The following is a 20,165-nucleotide window of genomic DNA, read 5'->3' on the forward strand; positions in this document are numbered from 1 at the left end:
CCACAAGCGGCAGAGCCTTTTGAACCACACCCGGCGCCCCTGGGCGGGTCAACCATACGAAGGGCTCACCCCATCCCGCAGGAAAGCGTAGGGAGGCCTTGTTCGGTGCGGCTACGGTTGCGTAAACCTTGGTCAGCCCGAGGGTGTCGAAGCCATGGGCGACGATCGCCTCTGCCACCTCGGTCCCCAGGCCGAACCCCCAGGCCGTCGGGGCCAGAGCGTAGATGATCTCGTGGCCTCCGACGACGTCGGTCGGCTTGATCTCGGCATGCCCGACCAGGAGTCCGTCCCGACGGACAGCCCAGACATCGAACAGTTCCTGGGCGTAGACCTTCGTGAAGATCCGCCCGAACAAGGCCCGGTCCGCCGCTTCGGAAGCAGGGCCGTCACCCATCCACCGCGACACCCTGGTGTCCTGGAACAGAGCGACGAAGTCCTCTTCGTCCTCAGCGATGTACGGCTCCAGCAACAGCCGCTCGGTGCGCAGAGTTGGGATCACAAACGGCGACGCTACCCACGCGGCATCCAGGTCGGCAAACCACTTTCACCTGCGCGGAAACCTCACTTCCCGTCGCCATGTTGCACATCGCGGCCGGCGCCGCGGGCTGAACCATCATGCAGAGCCATTCACATGGCCGGCCATCCGTGCCGAGCCACTCAACTCACCTCACTGAGGCTGCCCCAGGCCATCCATTGCTCGGGTCGCTCGGCCACCCACCGTTCGAAACAGGCCCCGAGCCCGGACAGGGCCTGCTCGACGTCACCGGGCAGTTGCGAACTTACTGCGAGGGAGACTCGTCCGGCCGCGCCGGGAGCAGCGATCGCCCTGATGTCAAAGGACCTCCTCACGGCAAGCGAGAGCAGCCTAACGGGAATGGTCAGGTGGCCGTCAAGAAAAGGCAGGGGCCGCGTGTGCCGTGTGCCTGCATAGCTCGTGTCGACGTTCATCAACACGATGCCGTCGGAGTCGATCCACTCCCGGATGTCGGCAGAGTTGAGAGTCGTCAGGATCAGAGGTCTGCCCAGCCGTAGCCGCTCGCGATACATGTCGACCACCAGCGGGTTCTGGTCGTGGACGACTGGATATGCCGGTCTGCCTGTCGCTTCCTCTACGAGCATCGGCACCAAGAGCGTATAGCCGAACTGCATGCCCATGATCAACCGAACCGAATCCCCGAGGACCCGCGCCTGTTGCACTGCGTCTGACCAAGTCGCGATCGACTGGTGTCCGACCTGGATGAAGTCATTGAGGTGGAGAAAGTACTCGGCCATCCAGCTGACAAACGCGGTGCCCGGATCGGACGAACCGCGCCACCGCGCAACGTACTTGCCGCCGTGCCGGCGCAGGAAGACCTTCACGTCATCCCCGATGACATCGACCAGCAGTTGCAGGACATGCAGGTGGCGTTCTTCGGCGCCGACTGCGGGTGGCGGGTGCTCGGCGAGCGCCCGCAGCATCTCGACGTCCCAGTTGGAGCCCGCCACACGGATGGTCATCGAGGCGGGGCGGCCGCCGCCGCCAGCGCTGCGCCGGCCCGCTGCTTGGCAAAGTCGTGGTACTGGCGCAGTCGTGATCCGAGGAGGGAGACGTCCGCCAGAATGCGCGGGAACAGCGCGAGTCGCGTAGAGCACTCGAGGTCATCGATGGAGAACAGGGATCCATTGTTGATCAGGGCCCGCGCCGGGCACGTGCCCGAGCACTGGTGCAGCCACGGACACGACGCGCACGGCGCCTCGCCGAGGAGCCACCGCTCGCGCGCACGGAGCACGCGGGCGGACGTGGACGCGCGACTGCGGGTGAGCAGGCTGTCCTCTGGTGCCGGTTGCGTCTCCACCTTCTGTGCTGAATTGACTCCGGTGCCGACAATTGGTAGCGCCGCCCGAGCCGGCCGTGGGAGCACTGCGTCCCGCCGGCGCAGCTCGGCCTTGAACTCCGGCGTGAACGAACGACGCGGCCAAAGCTTCTTCTTCCACATGTTCTTCACGATGGATATTTGCGTTGCTTGTGGGCGTCACGGTCGAAGGCAGGCGGCATGCCGCCGCAGCTGCCGAGACCTTCGCGGTTGGCGGACTACGGGATCACCACACAGCCGTGCTCTCCCGCTCAATAGGCTCCCTGCCCGGACACCACCGCGCCCATGGTGCGGGCCAGGATCACCAGGTCGAGCCTGGCGGAATGGTGGTCGACGTACTCCAGATCCAGGCGCATCGCTTCGGCGAAGGACAGGTCCGACCGACCGGAGATCTGCCCGAGACCCGTTACTCCGGGCTTCACCACCAGCCGCCGGAGCAGGTCCGGGCCCCAGTGCTCCACCTCGGCGGGCAGCGCCGGCCGGGGACCGACCATGGACATCTCTCCTCGGAGCACGTTGAGCAGTGTCGGTACCTCGTCCAGGCTGTAGCGTCGCAGGAAGCCACCAACCCGGGTGATCCGCGGATCCCGCCGGAGCTTGAAGAGCAAGCCGCTGTCGTTATCGTTCGTGGCCATGCGTTCGGCCAGAAACCGTTCCGCATCGGCGTCCATGGTACGGAACTTGCAGATCACGAATGTGTGTCCGTTGAGGCCAATGCGTGGCTGCCGGAAGAAGACCGGTCCCGCGCTGTCAGCTTTCACCGCGCAGGCAATCACCGTTAGCAAGGGTGCGGTCATTACCAGCAGCAGACCGGCAGCGCACCGGTCGGCCCAGGGCTTCAGCACCGGCCAGACCCGCCCGCCGCCACCCGGCGCCGCGACCGGCGCGGAATCCCGGTCCCGCCTGTCGCTCCCCATGCCACGACGGTAGACGAGTGCCTCGGTGGGGAGTGCCTCGCCGCGCAGCCGCCCCTCGACGGCGAGCATCTCGTGGTGGATCTCCGCCAGGGCATGCGCCAGCACCCTCACGACCACGGCGGGCGACCTGCTCGGCAACGGCGCCTTGCGGGTGGGGCGCGGCATCCGGTGCTTCGGCGGCAGCCGCTCCTTGCCGGTGACGGCGGTGTACAGCTCGGTGCACAGTTGTGCCGCCCGCAGCACGTCGATCCTGCACTCCTCACGCCGGGCGACCGCCTGCGCTGTACGCCGCTCCGCCCAGTCGCGACGGTCGAAGCAGGCATCGACGCGGCTCGCGACGTCGCCGAGCAGGTCCGACAGTTCCCCGCGCAGCCGTCGAGCCGTCGTGTCGCGCGCGTCCACGTCCCAGCGCTCGCGCGCGAGTTCGGCCGCCAGCGCGACATCCGGAACGATCGCACCAATGTCGCATGCATCCGAGGCGCCGTTCCTCTGCGCCAAGTCGAGCAGAGCCGGACCGGCCCCGGCCGCGGCGAACTCGCGCGCCGACGCGACCTGGACGGCCGCCATCCGGTCGGCCGGAAGGTCAACCTGCGGATAGGCGACCCGGGGAGCCCGGGCCGATGACGGCCGGTACAGCGGCCAGAAGCGACCGTCCTCCTGCCGGGGCGACCGGGTACCAGTCCAGAACGCGTGCCGGGAGAACCCGGGCACGTCGCGCTCCAGCACCGCGTCGATCTCGCTGCTGCGTGGAGGCCGGTACCACGAGCCCGAACCCGCCTGCACCGTCAACCACTCGCAGAACCGCGCCACGTCCTCGAACCGCAAGCCGACGGCAGGCTCGTCGTCCTGGCCAGGCGGGTAGACCCGGTCGTCCCAGTGGTCGGGAACCAGGCACTCGCCGTCCTCGGGCCGGGTGTCCAGGAAGTACTGGTACTCAAGCCAGGTGACCGGCCGGCCGACGAAGCCGTTCCGGCCGATCGCGATGTCCTGGGCGGCCCGTAGCCGCAGCCGGGCCTGTGCCGCGACGCGCCTGCCGGCAGGGTTCCCCCGCGCGTCGGCGGGGCTGATCAGACGCGCCACCGCGTCCCTGCTCGCCTCGGCGACCTGCTGGGACTCCGCGATGCACTGCACGGCCAGCGCCAGCATGGCCGGATCGTCCGCCCGGCCCAGACAGGCGTCGACGATCGCAGTGGCGTCCGACATGGCGCAGTACAGATGGACCGTCTCACGCCACCAGGGCTGGTCGAGCCAAGCGAGCAAGTGCCCCTGGAGCTGCTCCTCGCGGATGTGCTCGGCCGCCAGGTACTCCTGCAGTGTCAGATGGGCGAAGGCGTAGACTCCGTGCTCCTTCTCCACCAGAAGGCCTGACGAGCCTTCGACGCTCCGCAGGAAGTCCGCGGGCTCCACCGCGTCCGCCACCCGCGCGAGGCCGGGCCCGATCACCTGGACCGCGTCCGCCGCGGGCAGCTCGGCCAACCCGCGGCACATCATCGTGTGGGCGAGGGCGCGCAGCACCGCCCGCTTGCGCCGGCCCGGCATGTCGACGGTCACGCCCCGCGCCTCGTGGCGCTTGCCGAGGAAGACCTCGCAAATCTCCGCGTAGAGCTCGGTGCGGCTTCCCGGCAGCGCGCCCCGGTAGTGGTGGACGTTGGCCACCATGGTCAGCAGCAGCGGGTTCGCGGTCAGTTCGTACAGGCCCGGGTTCTCCTCCAGCCGCGACAGCAACTCCGCGGCGCCGACTCGGGCCGCCAGCCGGGAGGAATCATTGTCGGCCCCGTGGGAGCGGATCGCGATGGCCCGATACCACTGCTCTGCAAACAGCGTGATCTGACGGGTCGACAGAGGCTGGACCTCCACCACGGTCGCCCCCGCGAGCGGTCGGCTGCGGTAGCCGAACGGGCGGCTGGTGAGCACGAACTGGTTGCCCGACCAAGCAGCGGACTGCTCCTCGATCCAGTCGGCGACGAAGACACGCACGGTGTCGTCCGGCAACTCGTCCAGTCCGTCCAGCAGGAGCAGAACCTTCCCGGCACGCAGGTTCGACTCCACCCACGATGGCGGCTCCCCTTGCTCAAGTTGGGCAAGGCAGCGCCGCAGCAGGTCGGGCAGCGTCCCCGCCTCCTCCGCGAACCACCGCTGATGCTCGCGAAGGTTCACCAGCAGCGGGATCATGCCCGGGAGGCCCGTTGACCGCGCCGCCCGGCCGCCCGTGGCGAGACGGAACGCCACGTGCCGCAGCATCGTGGTCTTGCCAGAACCCGGCGGCCCGATGACCGACAGCACCGTCCTCTCCCGCCGGGCCCTCCTCAGCCAGTACCAAACCGACTGCTCACCCCCGGCGGCGTCCGTCGCGTGCTGACGCACCGGGTCGGGCGTCAGCACGTGCACCGGGGTCGGCACCAGCGAGAGCGAAACTAAGACGTCCTGCATCTCGAGCGTGTACTCCCCCGCGGTCGAAAGGCCCTTCACGTCCATATAACGGGTGCTGGCACGAACGTACTTGAGCAGTTTCCGGGTGTACGAAGACACCCGGCGGCGGGTCCACAGGTCGAGGGAGTCGGCGGCACGCTTGACCCAGCGCTCCCGCAGGTCGCGCACGACCGCGCCGATGAAGGCGGCGCCGGCGACGACCGCCTCGTAGACCAGCAGCAACCAGAAAGCGAACAGGGGATGCTCCCGCAACTGCGCGGACCGGCCGACGGCGGCGGCGGGCACCCCGACCGACACCAGGACCAGCAGACCCCCCTGCCACAGCTTGCGCAGCCACCCCGAATCGCCGCCCATGCGTCCCCACCCCCGCGCCGCCCGGATGGCGCCCATGGTCCCGCTGAGACGGCCCCGGCGCAGCCGTTCCCGGAATTCATCGTCCAGCGTCGAAGCGGCCCCGGGCGGGAATCCGTACCCCACCTCCCCAGGACGCGACCGGCCCTGCGTGCGCTGAGATCATCGAACAGGCTGCTCAGGACCCATCCCCTCAGCACTCGATGACTCTCACCGCCAGCCCTCCCCACGCCGTCTCCTTGCCCTTAATCGACATGTCCGCGCCCGTCTCCTTCACAGTCTCGATGACGTTGTCGACTGAGACTCAGGGCTGTCCTGTGGACGCGACCCAACCAGCTCGCGAGGTAGCAACCCCATGCCGGGCAGCCTCGGTCAATATCCCTCGATCCAGGTCTCACGGATGTGGCAACCTGCCGTCATGCCAGCTGAGCTGCGAGAACATGCAGGCCGCCAGCACGCCATCCAATACCGCTGGTGGAGCGTCCTCGGGAAGAAGCGCGGCCGGACCAGGAAGGCCCGCCCGCCGGTCCACGACGACCTCGTCCGCCGTGACTTCACGACGGACGGCCCGAACCGGGTGTGACTCGCCGACGTCACCGATCACGCCACCGTCGAGGGCTTGTGGCAAGTGGTCTCACCTGGGCGTATACGATCCCCGGCCGTGAAGCGTTCGATGATCGCTCTGGTCAGCGCGGGAGCAATCACAGTCGCCCTGGGCGGGTATGCCGGAGGCGCGACGAGGCACGACGGCGCGTCCGAGCAGTCGGCCAGGTGCGAGCAGACCCACCAGGAGTTCGAGGCGCGGGTCGGCCAGTTCCGGAAGCAGAAGCAACGGATCGCCCGCGGGTTCGACACCACAAGACAGGGCGAGATCGTCACGGCACGGCTGAAGATCCTCGGCATCATCGTGGGACAGAATCCGACGTGCTTCGATGCCGGGACACGTGCGGCAGCGGCGTACCTCCAGCAACACCCGTCGACGGGTCAGGAAGACGTGGCCGCGTGTGAACTCGCCGGTATCCCGTCCAAGGAATGCCCGACATCGACTGATGTGATAGCCGTGATATCCGGTCAGGGGCCGCGCGAGGCGTGACAGTGCGCAGCTCTCGGGCACGGCTGGGCGGATACGCGGATCGGTCGTGCGGTCGCTGGCCACGTTGCTGAAGTGCTTGGCGGATTCCGCGTGGTCGCGCAGGGCGGAGGCCATGGCAAGATCCTGACCTGGGGGTTCCACTGGTCCCAGGCGCCGTTCCCGGTGCACATCGACAGGGCGGCCTCCTCCAGCAGATCCCAGTCGGATCGGCCGGCGGCCCCGTGCCAGCCCTGCCCCCGCCCCGTCCGTTCAGCACGCGCTACCCGTCTCATCCCCACGCCTCGCAGCGGTGTTTTCCAACAGGTCGCACGAGCAGGTACCGGATTGGTACCATGCGAGTATGCCATCACTGAACGTGACCTTCACCGACGAGGAAATGGAAGCCGTGCGTGCCTCCGCCGCGGCCGAGGGCAAGAGTCTCAAGCAGTACCTGCACGACCTCGGCGTCCGTGAGATGCAGCGCAAGCGGTTCGTGACCGGCGCCGCCTCGTGGGCGGACAGGCTGCGCACGGAGTTCGACGAGGCGTTCCCGGACGAGGTTCCCCCCTCGCAGCGCGGCGAGGGAGCCACTGCCGCCTGATGATCCTGTACATCGATGTGTCCTGGCTCCTGGACGTCCAGGAGGCCGCTCTCGGCCATGACGACGTCACGGTCACCGACTACTCGGCCATTGTGGCGGCCGTCGCCCGCCACAAGACACGTATTCCGACCCTCGCCACCTCCGACCCCGACACCGCCTGGCGGGCGGCCGCGCTCCTGCACACCATCGTCCGCCTGGAACCGCTCCCCCACCGCAACAGCCTCTTCGCCGCCTTCGTCACCGCCCAGTACATGGACCAGTCCGGAGACGGGATCGACCCACCCTATGGAGCCCTGTCCGACCTGATCAGGAAGGTCCGTGAGACCCGGCTGAGCATCTACGAGATCGCTGACACCCTCCGCTCCTGGCGGCTCTGACACCGCCACGCACACGGAAGGTCCGGCGCTTGCGGGCAGGCCGTCGCTCGGGCGCTGAACCGGCTAAGGGCCCGATCACGCCGCCGTCGTGCTGACGGCCCCCGGTTTCGCTGCAAGGTTTTCGATGTCCCTGGGCGCTTACCTGGAGCGGCCTCTGAATCTACCGCTCGACTTCGAGGGCCCTTCACCGTCCGACACCTAGCGGACGTAGCCGTGCTGGCCACGGCCCACTGCGCCGACTACACGGCCACCGCGCATCCGGTGTCGCTAATGGGCCGGATCCCGTTCCCACGGACGAGACCGAGGAACGCGAGAGCGGCCCGGGGGTGAACTCACCCGGCAGAAGGGCCGGGCCCGTGCGCGTCCGCTGCCGCGGCGAGCCAAGCTCACCGAAGGCCCCCGCCCAAAACGGGACTACTCGGTGGAACGCGCCCGAGTCCTCCAGCGCCGCGGCGCCGCCAAGCCGCGCCGCGAGTTCCGCCGGACAGACTGTCACCCAGGCGTCGCCGCGCAGGAACCGCCGGCCTTCGCGCAGCGATGTCCGCTTCCTGCCGGCGCAGCAAGGCATCGAGGTTGGTGAACTCGTCGGAGTTGTCCCACTCGATGCGGCCGAAGAGGGGGCTGCTCCCATCCAGTGCGGTATGCAGGAAGTCCACCAGCGCAGTGCAGGATGCTGCGTCGTCAGGGGAGTTGACGCTGACCGAGGCCGACGCCCGCCAGATGGAACCGTCGCTCAGGACGTGATAGGAACCCCGCCCGTCCCAGCACGTCCACTTCCCCGGCATCGAGGGTGAAGACGCCCTCGACCCAGGCCTGGGAACAACGGCCGCCCACGTCACCCTCCGTCTGGACGTATGTACGGTCCTCGTCCGTCAGCCGGTGGCCTCCCAGAAGGAAGGCCAGTGCCGTCAGTACGGCGCTCTTGCCCCCGTCGTTGCGGTCGGCCAGGATCGTCGGGCTGCTGACGGGAATGTTCCCCACCTGCGCTAACGAGCGGAAGCCGCACACGGACAAACAGGTGAGGTACACGGTCGAACTGCTCCGAATCTCCCTCTGCGAATGAAGGGGGCGTGACGTACGCGAGTGCCCGTAGGAGCCGGAACACGGGTGACGCTGAGGCTGTGGTGGCAGATCCGGAAGGGCGGTGTGCACCCCTCCGACTGCCGGATCCCGCCCACCCTCGAGCTGCGGATCCGTCGGCCGGGGCAGCCGGCGGACCTCCCCCTCGCTTCCGGGGCGATGCGGCCCTGATCTCACCGGGCCTGTCCGCGCCCGGGACCCTCTCCGGCTCGGGCCTGGACAACGTCGGCGTATCCCTCCGTATGACCCCGCTCGGGCTCGACGAGCTCACCGCCGAGCCGCCGGCGGTGAAGCCCGACCTGTGCGGGGCGCTCGCCTCGGAATGCCAAAGGGGCTATGTCGGCGGCGGCCGCCACAGCGAGGACGACCAGCGCCGCCCCCGCTCACGTCCATCCCATTGATCGATCCACGTACGGCACCACGCCCCTGGCACACAACGGATTGCAGTAACTCGTGTTCTTGACCCGACCGGGCACAGGCGGTCTGAACTGTCCTGGCAGAGCGTAAGCAGAGCCCGATCAGCCTGCCTCTCCGGCTGGCTTTCGTCGCTTCCGGAGCTATACGGCCCTGGCCAGGGCGCGTAATCGAAGGTTTAGCAGCCCTTCCACTCATTCGAAGGTGTTCGAGCGCCGGACACGAGTAGTCACGCGGGTTCCTTGGCATGCGGTGGAGGAGGCCGAGACCTGGGCTGCACCGGCTCGGCCCCCGCACTCCACGCCCGGCTCCACTCCAACGGCCAGGGCTTTGACAGCGCAGCGCACAGGCGCTGTTCAGGTGTTCGGGTCAGGGAGCGAGCGCGACGGCTCTTCAGACGACCGCACGAGCGAAGGTGAGCGTCGCGGTGACAGTGGTCCGGCCGCGGATCATACCCAGCTGATTCCAGCCCATCCCGAACCGCTCCCGGTCCACGGTGAACTCCATGGCAAGGCTGATCGCGTCATCACTCGATGCGGTGACGTGGGCGGTGACGGTCTGTGGGCTGATGGCACCCCGGACGGTCAGCTGGCCGGCGATCTCGGCGGTGTCGTTCTGGGGCACCGCTGCGTCGTGGACGGTGAAAGCGAGGGTCGGGTGGTTCTCGGTGTCGAAGAAGTCACTGCCGCGCAGGTGCTCATCTCGCTTCGCGTTCCTGGTGTCCAGAGACGTCGCGTCCACGCTGACAACACCGTGGGCGGTCCCGTCGGGCTTGATCTCACCCTCGCCCGTGACCTTGCCGAAGGCGCCCTTCACCGTGACCAGGCCCCACATCGTCCGATGCGCGATCGCCACGGTGGAGCGGGCGGGATCCAGCTGCCACAGGCCGGTTTCGATGACGACGGTCATGGAGGTTCTCCAGAAAAGTTGAGGAAGGGAACGGGGAAGCCACATCCGCGACCCGACTGCCGGGACCGCAGCCCAGTAGTCCAAATTTGGATGACCCCACGCACGCTAGCGGGTTATCCAAAAATGGACAACCGTTAGACTGTGACACCATGGCCGACTCTTCCGCCCCCGCCGATCAGCCCGAGCGCGAGCCATCGGACGACACCGGGCTCCTGCCCGCCGAACTGCGCTCCTGGATGCAGCTGTTGGCTGCGGCCGGCACGATCGAGCAGCAGCTCCGCTCACGGGTGAAGGACGCGACGGGGATCTCGCACGACGAGTTCCTGCTGCTGTGCCTGCTCGCCGATCAGCCCGGCTCCAGCCTGCGGATGACACGGATCGCGGAACTGCTGGGCCGCCCCAAGACTCGGCTGACCTACCAGGTGGCCTGCCTGCAGCACGCGGGACTGATCACCAAGAACTCCGCGTGCGGCGACCGGCGCGGCATCGAGGTGGCACTCACCGAAAAGGCCCGCATTCTGCTGAGACAATCATCCCGCCCCCTCGCCGACGCTGTCTCTGAGGCCATCACGCGAACGGCCTGTGCCCAGCGATACACGCAGTTGCAGTACCTGCTGCCGACGAACCAGAGCTCCGAGGAGCACACCACAGAGCAGAAAAAGTAACCGCAGGGGACCGAACCTGGAGCTGGCCAGAACTCGGGACGGAGCCGAGCGTCAGCAGCATGACGCGAACCTGCCGAACATCGACGCCGCCGTCCGTTCCCACCACGACGGCGGAATATGCCAGCGGTCGGCGACCTGAATGGCATCGGGCAGAGCGCGGCGGATGGCCTCGGCGTAGGTGGCCGAGCCGTCGCGGCACACGATCTCGGCGCCCGGATGGGTGCGCGGCCACGCTTCCAGGGTGTCGGCCGTGCGATCGGGCAACGCGTCGATCCGTTCATGGGTCTCGGCGTCGACCAGCACGGTCGCGTAGCGGTGACGCCGGCGTGGTGCGAAGTCATCGACACCGATCACACGGGGCACCCGCGATATGGGCAGCGGAATGCGCAGGAGGGTGCGCAGAGCGGTGTGACGCGACAGGCGCATGGCCGGCGCCGTCAGCAGACGCGCACCCGCCCGACCCGCCAATTCCTTCACTACAGACCTGACTTGCCCGGTCAGACGGGCGGTGCGGCGCTGGTATCGCTCCAGCACCCCGGGTACCGGTTCGCGGAAGGTGGGGCGGCAGCCGCGCGTGGGACACAGGAGGCACCGCACACGCACACGCACGCGCACCACCACTCGCCGCCCGTCCACCGATACATCGGCCACCGTCCGCAGTTGATATCCGTGCACACGGTCGGACGGTGCCCCTCAGCCCGGGCACGGCACCGGTGCCTGCGGTGTCCGTGCCTGGCACCAGAATCCGCTCACCTTCATCGACCACGTCCTCGACGACCAGCGGGGCCAGACCCGAAAACACCATGTCCACAAGGTCGTTGACATCACGCATGCCATGCCAACGACCCGTCAGCACACCAAGGCAACACCGAAAGCGGGACAGATCCGTTAAATTGACACACCCGCCGGAGGGTCGCCGGTTCGACACGATGGTTTGGCGGTGGCGGCGAGCAGGGCGGTGTCGTCGTCGACCCGGTCGGGAGTGTTCAGCAGCTCCAGGGCCCTTTCGGCGATCTGCTCGGGGTCGGTGCGGGCGGCGGCGGGCAGCGCGCCGCAGGTCTGGCGCAGGGCCGCCAGGCAGTCGTCCAGGGACAGTGCCCGGTTTTCCACCAGGCCGTCGGTGTACAGCAGCAGGCTGGTGCCGGGCGGGAACGCCACCTCACGGTCGACTGGGGTGCTGCCCAGTCCCAGCGGCAGCGCTGGGGGCAGCTCCAGGTAGGCGGTGTCGGCGGCTACCAGCAGGGGCGGCAGGTGACCGCTGGCGGCGTAGCGCAGGCGGTGGCGGTGTGGGTTGTACACCGCGTACAGGCAGGTGGCAAAGCGTTCGGTGGCGAGCGACTGCAGGTAGGCGTCCAGCCTGGCCAGCACCTGGGCCGGGCCGGCGCCCTCCATCGCGAGGCTGTGCAGGGCGGAGCGGAGTTGGCCCATCACGGTGGCGGCTTCCACGTCGTGGCCCATGACGTCGCCGATGGCCAGCCCCACGGCACCGTCGGGCAGTGCGAGCACGTCGTACCAGTCGCCGCCGACCTCGGCGCCACGGTTGCTGGCCCGGTAGTGGCTGGCCAGGCGCACCCCGGGCACCTGGGGCAGGCGGTGGGGCAGGAGGGCGCGCTGAAGGGTCAGGGCGAGGCGGCGCTCGTTGTGGTACCGGGTGGCGTTGTCGTAGGCCATGGCCAGGCGGTGTGCGAGGTTCTCCAGATACTTGTGTTCGACCGCTGAGTAGTCGGTGTGCCGGACCAGTACCAAGGCCCCCAGTGTCTGGTTGTGGGCGTGCAGCGGCAGGGCCAGCACGACGGCGGGCGCCGGGTGCGGGCTGGCCGGGGCTGGGGCGGTGCCGTTGATCGCGTGGGTGGCGGCGGTGGCCAGGGCCTCGCGGGCAAGAAGGGGGGTGCCGGCGAAGTATGCCGGGGGTGACTGTGCCGGGGCGGGTGGCGCCGCAGTGAGGTGGATGCTGATCTGGTCGGCGAAGTCGGGCAACAGGATCTGGCCGGCAGTCTGCAGAATCTGGTCCGGGTCGAGGGTGGCGGACAGCCGCAGGCCCGCGTCGGCCAGGGAGGCCAGCACGACCAGCTGGTTGCGGGTCTCGGTCAGGACCTGTTCGCGCAGCCGGGAGAGTTCCAACCCGGTGCGGACGCGCGCCAGCAGCTGGCGCGCGGAGAAGGGTTTGGCCAGGTAGTCGTCGGCGCCGGCGCGCCGACCCTGCACGGATTCCTCCTCGCCGGCGCGGGCGGTGAGCAAGACGATGGGCAGGCGGGCGGTGCGCGGGTCGGCGCGCAGCGCCCGAACCAGCTCGAAGCCGTCCATGCGAGGCATCATCACGTCGCTGAGCACCATCTCCACCGGCTGCGCCAGGGCCATCTCCAGGGCGGCCCTGCCGTCGGCGGCGAGCAGCACGTCGTAGTCGGGCTGCAGGAGCTGGGTGAGGTAGGCGCGCATGTCGGCGTTGTCGTCGACGACCAGCAGGCGGGCCCGTCCGGGGTGGTCGGTTTCGTGCGGGCCGGGGCCGTGGGGGGCATCGTGGGTCGCGGGGGCGTGCGGGGTGCGTGCCGCGGGGGTGGCCTCAGCGGGGACGGGGTCGGCCGCCAGCCAGCCCAGCGCCTCGTCCACATAGGCCGTGGCCCGGCCGGGCCGGCCGCCTCCGCCTTCCCTGGGGGTTTCCCCGGGGGATTCGGCGCTGGCCGCGGTCGGGTCCGGGCGGGTCCGGTGGGCGGCGGCGAAGGGGAGGTCCACGGTGACGGTGGTGCCCTGGCCGAGCCGGCTGTCCACTGCGACGGTGCCGCTGTGCGCTTCCGCCAGGTCCTTGACCAGCACCAGGCCGAGGCCGCTGCCTTCGTGGGAGCGGGAGCGGGCGCCGCGGACCCGGTGGAAGCGTTCGAACAGGCGCGGCAGCTCGTCCGCGGGGATGCCGGTGCCGGTGTCGGTCACGGTCAGCCGGGCCCGGCCGCCGGCCGCGGCCACCACTACCCGGGCGCCGCCGGTGAAGGTGAACTTCAGGGCGTTGCTGAGCAGGTTCAGGATGATCTTCTCCCACATCTCCCGGTCCAGGGATACCGGCCGGGACAGCGGCGGGCAGTCCACCTCCAGCGTCAGCCCGGCCGCCTCGAAGGCGGAGCGGAACACCCCGGCCAGCTCGGCCGTGGCACCGGCGAGGTCGACCGGCTCGAGGGCCGGTCGTATCTGCCCGGCATCGGCCCTGGCGACCTCCAGGAGGGTGTTGACCTGCTTCAGCAGGCGCAGGGCGCCGCGCTCGGCCAGCACCAGCTGCTCGCGGCGCTCGGGCCGGTCCTCGTCGGCCAGAGCCTGCTGGAGTGGACCCAGGAGCAGGGTGAGCGGGGTGCGCAGTTCATGGCTGACGTTGGCGAAGAAGGTGGTCTTGGCCCGGTCCAGCTCGGCCAGTGCCTCCGCCCGCCGGCGCTGTTCGTCGTGGGCGAGTGCGGCCGTGAGTGCCCCGGCCACTGCGGCGGCGAGCACCTCCAGAAAGTCCCGGTAGGCCCCGGCCGGCGGGAAGCAGGGGTTGATGCCCACGACCAGGACACCTCTCACCTGCCCCGCACAGTCCAGCGGCAGAGCCAACGCCTCCTCGACTGGGAGTCGGGAGGCCGCGGCGTGCTGACCTGCCGTGTTGCCGCCGGTGAGCGCGGCGACCGGCAGCGTGGCAGGGGCACCGTCGGCGACCACCTGCGCCAGCCGGGCCTCGGGCGCCGACCGCAGTCCGGCGGAGCCCTCTGGCCGCAGCGTCCCCGACTCGGAGGCCAGGTACAGGTCGAGGAACGGGATCTCTTCGGGATAGGAGCGCAGCACCTCCGCGACGACGCGGGCGACCCCGCCCGGGGTGGGCAGCCCGGCGGTGCGGGCGCCGGTCTCGCTCAACAGGCGCAACCGGCGCTCGCCCAGTACCCGGCCGGTGGTCTCGGTGATGATCTGCAGCACGCCACCGGCGGTGCCGTCGTCCAGCAGCACGGGCTGGAAGGAGGAGTCGAAGTAGCACTGTTCCGGAAAGCCGTGGCGCTCCATGATGAGCGGCTCATCGGGGATCAGCAGTGACTTGCGGGTGTCGGTCACATAGTGGAAGTGGGAGCTCACGGGGTGGGCCCAGACTTCCGGGAACACATCCTTGTAGGGCTTGCCGAGCGCCCAGGGGTGTTTGGCGCCGACGATGGGTGAGGAGCCCAGGTTGTACAGCGTGGCGAATTCGGCGCCCCAGTACAGAGCCATCCCGTGCTCAGAGGTGAGCATGAGGCGCAGGGTGTCCACCAGGGGCCCCGGCCAGGACTCGGGGGGCCCGAGCGGCGTCGCCGCCCACTCGATCCCGGCCAGAAGCTCGCCGAACGCACCGGCCTCGGCGAACATCCGGGCCACCGCGGTGCGCGGATCATCGGGCCGGGTCATCGCGAAATCTTCCTCCTGGCGCCTATGTGATCCGCCCGCCCTCCCAAGGCTGCCGGCGGCCACTCGCTGCGGTCCTTCGGGCAGAACGGACGTCGGATCCGGCGCTTCTGGCTACACTCCTGCCAGAATTACAAGGTTAAATTAGTCTAAACTGCTATTTCCTCAGAAGTGTAAGCTTTCGAGCGTCCGCCGACGGCGGCGATCATCGACTCGCGGTCCCTTGTCCCGGTCGGCACCGTCGGCGCCGACGGTGTCGGCCGGGACAAGGGGAAGAAGGTGGCGGCCCGCCAAGGACAGGTCGTGGACTGCCTGGGATTGCTGCTGGTGGTGCTGGTCACCTCCGCGAGCGTCCAGGACCGGGCCGCTGCCGCGGCAACTGCGTGAACTCCACCGCAGGATCACCCTGGTGTGGGCCGACGGCGGACACGCCGACTCGTACTGCGCAGTATCAGTCTCTCGGTGGCGTCGTCCATCGGCGCGAAGTCGATCTCGTCGAGATCGAGGTGGTCGAATTGTCCATGCCGAGGCCAACTCCTCTACCGGTGCTCGCGTTACGGGCCGGCTCTGCCTGCGCTCACCCGGGAGTGTCTGCGTCAAGGCAGGCAGAGTCCTTCTGGCAGCCCCTACTCAGTTCAGGTCACGCTCAGTTTCCGGGGTCAGCTCCCGGGATGGATGACCTGGCGCGCCCAGATCGGCGACCTGCTCGTCGGCGCGTACACGTGGATTCCGGGTGACGACCATCCTGCATCCGCGGCTGAGGAGTTGACTGAACTGCCTCTCCCTCGTCGTCTTCGACCGGAATGGCAAGAACATCTACGATCACGCTGGCGTGATCACGAAGGTGAAGGACACACAGGTCTACGTCACTGCGCACACCAACAACCGGCTCGACAGGCAACTGAACGAGTATCTGGCGGGCCGCAACAAGGGAACCAACCACACCGTCATCCGTGTCATGCCGAATTGAGATTGACGGGAAGGTGCGTATGAAGAAGTGGGTCATCCTGCTGGTCGGCGGCGTACTCGTATTCGTTGGGGTTGGCGCGGCCGTGTGGTGGAACTGGTTCCGGGCACCCTATGCCCTGGCCGACTCCCCCAGGGTCGACGTGACGGTGCGCGCAGAGAAGTCCAAGTACCCCGACGTGCAGAAGACGGCCAAGGACGTCGACACTGTCGTCCGCATCTATGTGCAGCGGCTCAAGGACGGCGACGCGAAGGGAGTTGCCGAGCTCGCAGGGCCTGCTTACAAGGAGCCCGGGCCGGCCGCGGCCAAGTATGTACGTGAGTAAGGCGAAGCTGCGGGCGGACACGTCGAAGTCACTGTGCTGGAGGGAGTCGTCGACTACTTCAACTCGGTGACGGTGACGTACGAGGAGACCGGCCAGCGGCAGGACCTGTTGCTGGTCAAGGACGACGGACACTGGTGGATCGGCCTCGGCGACGGCGACCCAGCGGCGGGCATGTAGTGACAGCCCGCGGCGGGGGCCAGAAAGGTGACACCGGTCGAGGGCGGAGCCGTCTCAGGGACGGGGCCCCAGCACTTCCACGGCTCCTGTCTCGGTGTCATAGCTGCGCAGGGTGGTGAGCTGGGTCGACAACGGCAGTGCCGGCAGCACCTCAGGGATGCGTCGGCCTGTGAAGGCGCCGGCCCGCCGGGAACGACCGAGGGTGATGTGCGGGCTCCAATGCGCCGGGTCGTGAAGGGGGTTGAGGGTCTCGCGCGGGCTGTCCGAGACCACCGCGTCCCACACCTGGTCGTGCAAGTCGGCCAGGGCGGAGTCGAGCTCAAGAGCCCAGGCCAGCACCGAGGTCGGCCGTTCGAAGCGGACCACGCCGGCAAACCGCACCGGCAGGGGCAGGGCGGCGGCCACTTCGGCCAGCTCCCAGCGGATCGGGGCGGTCAGCTCCGGGCAGGCGGCCAGGGTGAGGTGGGGGCTGTTCGTCGGTGAGCTGTGGCGCGCCTGACTGGGCAGCCCCGCATCCGCCAGCCGTCGCCAGGCTTCCCGGACCGCGAGGTCTGCCGCCTCGTCCAACAAGACCTCGACCGTGCGCACCGTCGCAGCCTACCGGCGATGGCCTGGGGTTTCGCCGGCATCGGCAGGGCCGTCACACCAAGAGTTCACCTCTGCCGGGGCAGATCGGGCCAGCCCGGCACCTGGCCTTCCCCCGGCACATCCGGCGGCGGCGCGTCCGGAAGACACTCGTCCCCTCGTGACGGGATGCCGCTGACCGGGCCCGTGCCGGCCCGCTGGGGCGGGCGGGCACGGGTCGGCGGGGTTGAGCTGCCGGCCGGGCGTCTCTCCCGGCCGGCAGCAGTCACTTGACGGTGATGGTGCCCGCGAGGTCTATGTCGGCCGCGGAGCGGCCGACATAGACGCTGACCTTGCCCGTGGGGGTCACCCAGCGGTTCTCGGCCTCGTCCCAGTAGGACAGCGTGCGCCTGCTGACGGTGACGCTGACGCTCTTGCGCTGCCCGGCCTCGAGGTCGACGCGGGCGAAGCCGGCCAGAGTCCTGGCCGGGGTGTCGGTCCTGGTCGGCAGGTGTCCGATGTAGACCTGAACCACGTCGGATCCGGGCCGCCGGCCGGTGTTGCGCACCTCCACACTGACCTCGGCGGCCTGGTCACCGCGTCCGAGGGTGTGCACGCGGGGCTTGTCGTGACTGAACGATGTGTACGACAGGCCGTGGCCGAAGGGGAACAGCGGTGTGGCGTGGTGCTTGTCGTACCACTTGTAGCCGACGTAGATGCCCTCGTCGTAGACGATGCTGCCGCCCGCGCCGTCGTTCTTGCCACCGGTGTAGGTGGCGGGCCCCTGCTGTTCGTCGGCGGGGAAGGTGACCGGCAGGCGGCCGCCCGGTTCGGCGTCTCCGTAGAGGATGTTGGCGATGCTGGTGCCGGTCGCGGCGCCCTGGTACCAGGCCTGGAGGACGCTCTTCACCTTGCCGAGCCACGGCATGAGCATGGGGCCCGAGGTGTTGAGGACGACCACGGTGTTCGGGTTGGCGGCGGCGACCGCGGTGATGAGCTGGTTCTGGTCGCCGGGCAGCGACAGGTCGTCGCGGTCGAAGGCCTCGCCGCTGTAGTTGTTGACGAACACCACGGCCACGTCGGCCTTCTTGGCGGCCTCGACCGCTTCGGGAATCAGGGAGTCGGGCTGCCAGCACAGCTTCATGCTCGGGCCGTAGAACCCGACGTCCTTGGTGCTGTACTCGACGGTGATGTCCACCGTCTCGCCGGCGGTGAGCTGAATGACCCCGTTGATGGCGCTTTCCTTGGGGCCGAAGAACGAGTCCCAGACGAACCGGGACTCGTCGAAGACGGTGGTCCCGTCGACGACCAGCTTGGCGGCGCCGGACAGCAGTGTGGAGAAGCGCACGAGGCCCGTGGTGGGAGGCGTGATGCGGCCGGTCCAGCGGGCCGACCACTTCGTCGGCAGATCACCGACCGGGTTGCCCCAGCGGAAGTCCACGGTCGAGGCGGTCGTGGTGGTGATCGGGGTACCGGCCAGATCCTCGCCGGCGAAGAACTCCGCGTGCAGGCCCGGTGATCCGTCGGGCGTGGTGAACACGTCGCCGGGGACGGTGGGCAGGGCCACGTCACCGAGGGTGCCCTGGGAGAACAGGACCCGGGCCCCCTTCGCCTGGATGGCGTCCACCGCGGTGGTGAAGTCGCCGGGGTCGACGTACGAGGAGCCTTCGACGCCGGTCATGGCGTCCTTGCCGGCCGGGCCGATGACGGCGATGGTCCGCCGCTTGGACAGCGGGAGGAGACCGCCCTTGTTCTTGAGCAGGACGGTGGCCTGTTCACCGGTGATCCGGGCGAGGGCCTGGTGGGCATCGGTGGTGACCGTTACGGCCGGCTGGGCAGGCAGGGGGTTGTCATAGGCGCCTGATGCGAACAGGGCGTACAGGATGCGACGGGCGGCATCCCGGGTGCGCTCCTTGGGGATGCGGCCGTCCGTGAAGGCCTCCTTGGGTGTGTCGGGGGTGAGTGCGGCCGAGTCCACACCGGCGTTCATCTCCGCGACCCGGTCCCCGGAGGGGTAGAAGTCGGTTCCGAGATACCCCTTCAGGCCGAGGTCGTTCTTCAGGGCGCCGATGGTGTGCGGGTTCTCGCACGCATAGACGCCGTTGACCTTCGGGTAGGAGCCCATGACCGACAGCGCTCCGCCGTCGCGGATGGTGTGCTCGAACGCCGGATAGTAGACCTCGCGCAGCGCCCGCTCGGAGACCTTGACGTCCAGGGAGTTGCGGCCCTCCTCCTGGTTGTAGACCGTGAAGTGCTTCACCTGGGCGATGACGTCGTTCTTCTGGAAGCCCTGGGTGACCGCGGCTCCCATCAGGCCGCTGAGGAGAGGGTCTTCGCCGTACGACTCCGACTCGCGGCCGTTGCGCGGGTTGCGGTCGATGTCGACGGTCGGCCCCAGGAGGACGTTCCAGCCTTTGCCACGGGCCTCGGCACCGATCACCGCCCCGTACTGTTCGGCAAGCTCGGTGTCGAAGGTGGCCGCCAGCGCGTTGGGAGCGGGGAAGGCGGTCACGCCGGTGTCGCCGCGCAGACCGTCGGAGGCGTCCACGCGGGTCATCGCCGGGATGCCCAGGTGTTCCAGCGGCTTGTACTCGGCGATCTCGACAGCCGTGACGAGGGTGATCTGCTCCTCGAGCGTCATGACGTTCAGGAGCGCGTCGGCGCGGCGGGCGGCGGACCTGTTCTTGTCGCGCCACGGCTGTCCGGCGGTCGGGGCGGCAGCAGGCGTTGCCGCGGCAGCGGCGGTGGGGAGTCCCGCGGTCAACACCGCGGCTCCTCCCACGGCGGCCACGGATACGGCGACGGCTTCACGCCTGGTCATTCCTCTGGGACGGTTCACGTCACACTCTCCTTCGAGCGGGAGCAGCTGAGTCACGAGGTCATGCACGAGCGGCCGCGCGTCGTCCGATGCGGGCCCGATTGCGGGATGAGCCGGTGGTGAGGCGGGGCGGCGCCGGGGACGGGGGTCAGGCACCTCCCCGGCGCCGCCCCCGTCGGTCCTCCCCTCCGCTGTGCGAGCCGAGGGAGGAGCTGCGAGCGGGAGCGTTCGGAGCAAGGCCCCGCACCGGCTGTGGGCA

Annotated in this window: 17 protein-coding genes and 1 pseudogene; 8 read left to right on the forward strand and 10 right to left on the reverse strand. The window is 69.0% G+C overall.

Features of this window, described 5'->3' with window-relative positions:
• The 4 genes from ABZV42_RS39735 to ABZV42_RS39750 form a co-directional block, all read right to left on the reverse strand.
• Positions 1–499 (reverse strand): GNAT family N-acetyltransferase (locus ABZV42_RS39735; protein WP_355991469.1); only part of this gene is annotated, 499 nt, incomplete at its 3' end.
• Positions 500–657: 158 nt separating this feature from the next.
• Positions 658–1,497 carry a hypothetical protein gene (locus ABZV42_RS39740; RefSeq protein ID WP_355991470.1) on the reverse strand — a complete coding sequence of 280 codons (840 nt, stop codon included), beginning with the start codon at positions 1,495–1,497 and terminating at the stop codon, positions 658–660.
• Positions 1,494–1,976, reverse strand: coding sequence for a hypothetical protein (locus ABZV42_RS39745; RefSeq protein ID WP_355991472.1), 483 nt, complete (start codon positions 1,974–1,976; stop codon positions 1,494–1,496). Before ABZV42_RS39745 ends, ABZV42_RS39740 begins: the two co-directional genes overlap by 4 nt.
• 128 nt (positions 1,977–2,104) lie before the next feature.
• Positions 2,105–5,554, reverse strand: coding sequence for a sugar transferase (locus tag ABZV42_RS39750; protein WP_356057035.1), 3,450 nt, complete (start codon positions 5,552–5,554; stop codon positions 2,105–2,107).
• Positions 5,555–5,969: 415 nt separating this feature from the next.
• On the opposite strand from ABZV42_RS39750, the gene ABZV42_RS39755 reads away from it, so the two are divergent.
• From ABZV42_RS39755 to ABZV42_RS39770, 4 genes are all read left to right on the forward strand, one after another.
• A complete protein-coding gene (locus tag ABZV42_RS39755; RefSeq protein WP_355991485.1) occupies positions 5,970–6,134 on the forward strand; it encodes a hypothetical protein in 165 nt (54 codons plus the stop codon).
• A 78-nt stretch (positions 6,135–6,212) separates the two neighbouring features.
• Positions 6,213–6,644, forward strand: a complete 432-nt coding sequence (locus ABZV42_RS39760; protein ID WP_356057037.1) for a hypothetical protein — start codon at positions 6,213–6,215, stop codon at positions 6,642–6,644.
• 340 nt (positions 6,645–6,984) lie between these two features.
• Positions 6,985–7,224 (forward strand): hypothetical protein, encoded by a 240-nt coding sequence (locus ABZV42_RS39765; RefSeq protein WP_355991480.1) that lies wholly within the window; start codon positions 6,985–6,987, stop codon positions 7,222–7,224.
• Entirely contained in the window at positions 7,224–7,601 is a 378-nt protein-coding gene (locus ABZV42_RS39770; protein ID WP_356057039.1) for a toxin Doc, read from the forward strand. Before ABZV42_RS39765 ends, ABZV42_RS39770 begins: the two co-directional genes overlap by 1 nt.
• Before the next feature lie 681 nt (positions 7,602–8,282).
• Here ABZV42_RS39770 and ABZV42_RS39775 read toward each other — a convergent pair.
• Both ABZV42_RS39775 and ABZV42_RS39780 read right to left on the reverse strand, forming a co-directional pair.
• Positions 8,283–8,582 carry a hypothetical protein gene (locus ABZV42_RS39775; RefSeq protein ID WP_356057041.1) on the reverse strand — a complete coding sequence of 100 codons (300 nt, stop codon included), beginning with the start codon at positions 8,580–8,582 and terminating at the stop codon, positions 8,283–8,285.
• Positions 8,583–9,488: 906 nt separating this feature from the next.
• Positions 9,489–10,004 (reverse strand): YceI family protein, encoded by a 516-nt coding sequence (locus ABZV42_RS39780; RefSeq protein WP_356057043.1) that lies wholly within the window; start codon positions 10,002–10,004, stop codon positions 9,489–9,491.
• 149 nt (positions 10,005–10,153) lie between these two features.
• On the opposite strand from ABZV42_RS39780, the gene ABZV42_RS39785 reads away from it, so the two are divergent.
• Positions 10,154–10,669, forward strand: coding sequence for a MarR family transcriptional regulator (locus tag ABZV42_RS39785; protein ID WP_356057045.1), 516 nt, complete (start codon positions 10,154–10,156; stop codon positions 10,667–10,669).
• Between the two features lie 114 nt (positions 10,670–10,783).
• On the opposite strand, the pseudogene ABZV42_RS39790 reads toward ABZV42_RS39785, so the two are convergent.
• Both ABZV42_RS39790 and ABZV42_RS39795 read right to left on the reverse strand, forming a co-directional pair.
• A pseudogene (locus ABZV42_RS39790) lies at positions 10,784–11,501 on the reverse strand (ISL3 family transposase); the annotation flags it as partial.
• A gap of 56 nt (positions 11,502–11,557) precedes the next feature.
• Positions 11,558–15,058 carry a SpoIIE family protein phosphatase gene (locus ABZV42_RS39795; protein ID WP_356057047.1) on the reverse strand — a complete coding sequence of 1,167 codons (3,501 nt, stop codon included), beginning with the start codon at positions 15,056–15,058 and terminating at the stop codon, positions 11,558–11,560.
• A 766-nt stretch (positions 15,059–15,824) separates the two neighbouring features.
• On the opposite strand from ABZV42_RS39795, the gene ABZV42_RS39800 reads away from it, so the two are divergent.
• From ABZV42_RS39800 to ABZV42_RS39810, 3 genes are read left to right on the forward strand one after another with little or no spacing between them, the layout of a single operon-like run.
• The gene (locus ABZV42_RS39800; protein ID WP_356057073.1) at positions 15,825–16,025 is read left to right on the forward strand and encodes a CHAP domain-containing protein; all 201 of its coding nucleotides are present in this window, start codon (positions 15,825–15,827) and stop codon (positions 16,023–16,025) included.
• Between the two features lie 19 nt (positions 16,026–16,044).
• Positions 16,045–16,347, forward strand: coding sequence for a hypothetical protein (locus tag ABZV42_RS39805; protein WP_356057049.1), 303 nt, complete (start codon positions 16,045–16,047; stop codon positions 16,345–16,347).
• A gap of 33 nt (positions 16,348–16,380) precedes the next feature.
• Complete coding sequence (locus ABZV42_RS39810; protein WP_356057051.1) at positions 16,381–16,524, forward strand: hypothetical protein; 144 nt, start codon at positions 16,381–16,383, stop codon at positions 16,522–16,524.
• 54 nt (positions 16,525–16,578) lie between these two features.
• Here ABZV42_RS39810 and ABZV42_RS39815 read toward each other — a convergent pair whose 3' ends face one another.
• Positions 16,579–17,112 (reverse strand): 2'-5' RNA ligase family protein, encoded by a 534-nt coding sequence (locus ABZV42_RS39815; protein WP_356057054.1) that lies wholly within the window; start codon positions 17,110–17,112, stop codon positions 16,579–16,581.
• 262 nt (positions 17,113–17,374) lie between these two features.
• Entirely contained in the window at positions 17,375–19,927 is a 2,553-nt protein-coding gene (locus tag ABZV42_RS39820; RefSeq protein WP_356057056.1) for a glycoside hydrolase family 3 C-terminal domain-containing protein, read from the reverse strand.
• Between the last annotated feature and the right edge of the window lie 238 nt (positions 19,928–20,165).

Origin of the sequence: Streptomyces sp. NPDC005281 (genome assembly GCF_040607495.1) — a bacterium.
Classification (GTDB): Bacteria; Actinomycetota; Actinomycetes; order Streptomycetales; family Streptomycetaceae; genus Streptomyces.

Coding starts and splice junctions, on each gene's coding strand:
- ABZV42_RS39740 (WP_355991470.1), bottom strand. CDS start 1,497: ATGACCATCCGTGTGGCGGGCTCCAACTGGGACGTCGAGATGCTGCGG.
- ABZV42_RS39745 (WP_355991472.1), bottom strand. CDS start 1,976: ATGTGGAAGAAGAAGCTTTGGCCGCGTCGTTCGTTCACGCCGGAGTTC.
- ABZV42_RS39750 (WP_356057035.1), bottom strand. CDS start 5,554: ATGGGCGGCGATTCGGGGTGGCTGCGCAAGCTGTGGCAGGGGGGTCTG.
- ABZV42_RS39755 (WP_355991485.1), top strand. CDS start 5,970: ATGCCAGCTGAGCTGCGAGAACATGCAGGCCGCCAGCACGCCATCCAA.
- ABZV42_RS39765 (WP_355991480.1), top strand. CDS start 6,985: ATGCCATCACTGAACGTGACCTTCACCGACGAGGAAATGGAAGCCGTG.
- ABZV42_RS39770 (WP_356057039.1), top strand. CDS start 7,224: ATGATCCTGTACATCGATGTGTCCTGGCTCCTGGACGTCCAGGAGGCC.
- ABZV42_RS39780 (WP_356057043.1), bottom strand. CDS start 10,004: ATGACCGTCGTCATCGAAACCGGCCTGTGGCAGCTGGATCCCGCCCGC.
- ABZV42_RS39785 (WP_356057045.1), top strand. CDS start 10,154: ATGGCCGACTCTTCCGCCCCCGCCGATCAGCCCGAGCGCGAGCCATCG.
- ABZV42_RS39795 (WP_356057047.1), bottom strand. CDS start 15,058: ATGACCCGGCCCGATGATCCGCGCACCGCGGTGGCCCGGATGTTCGCC.
- ABZV42_RS39805 (WP_356057049.1), top strand. CDS start 16,045: ATGAAGAAGTGGGTCATCCTGCTGGTCGGCGGCGTACTCGTATTCGTT.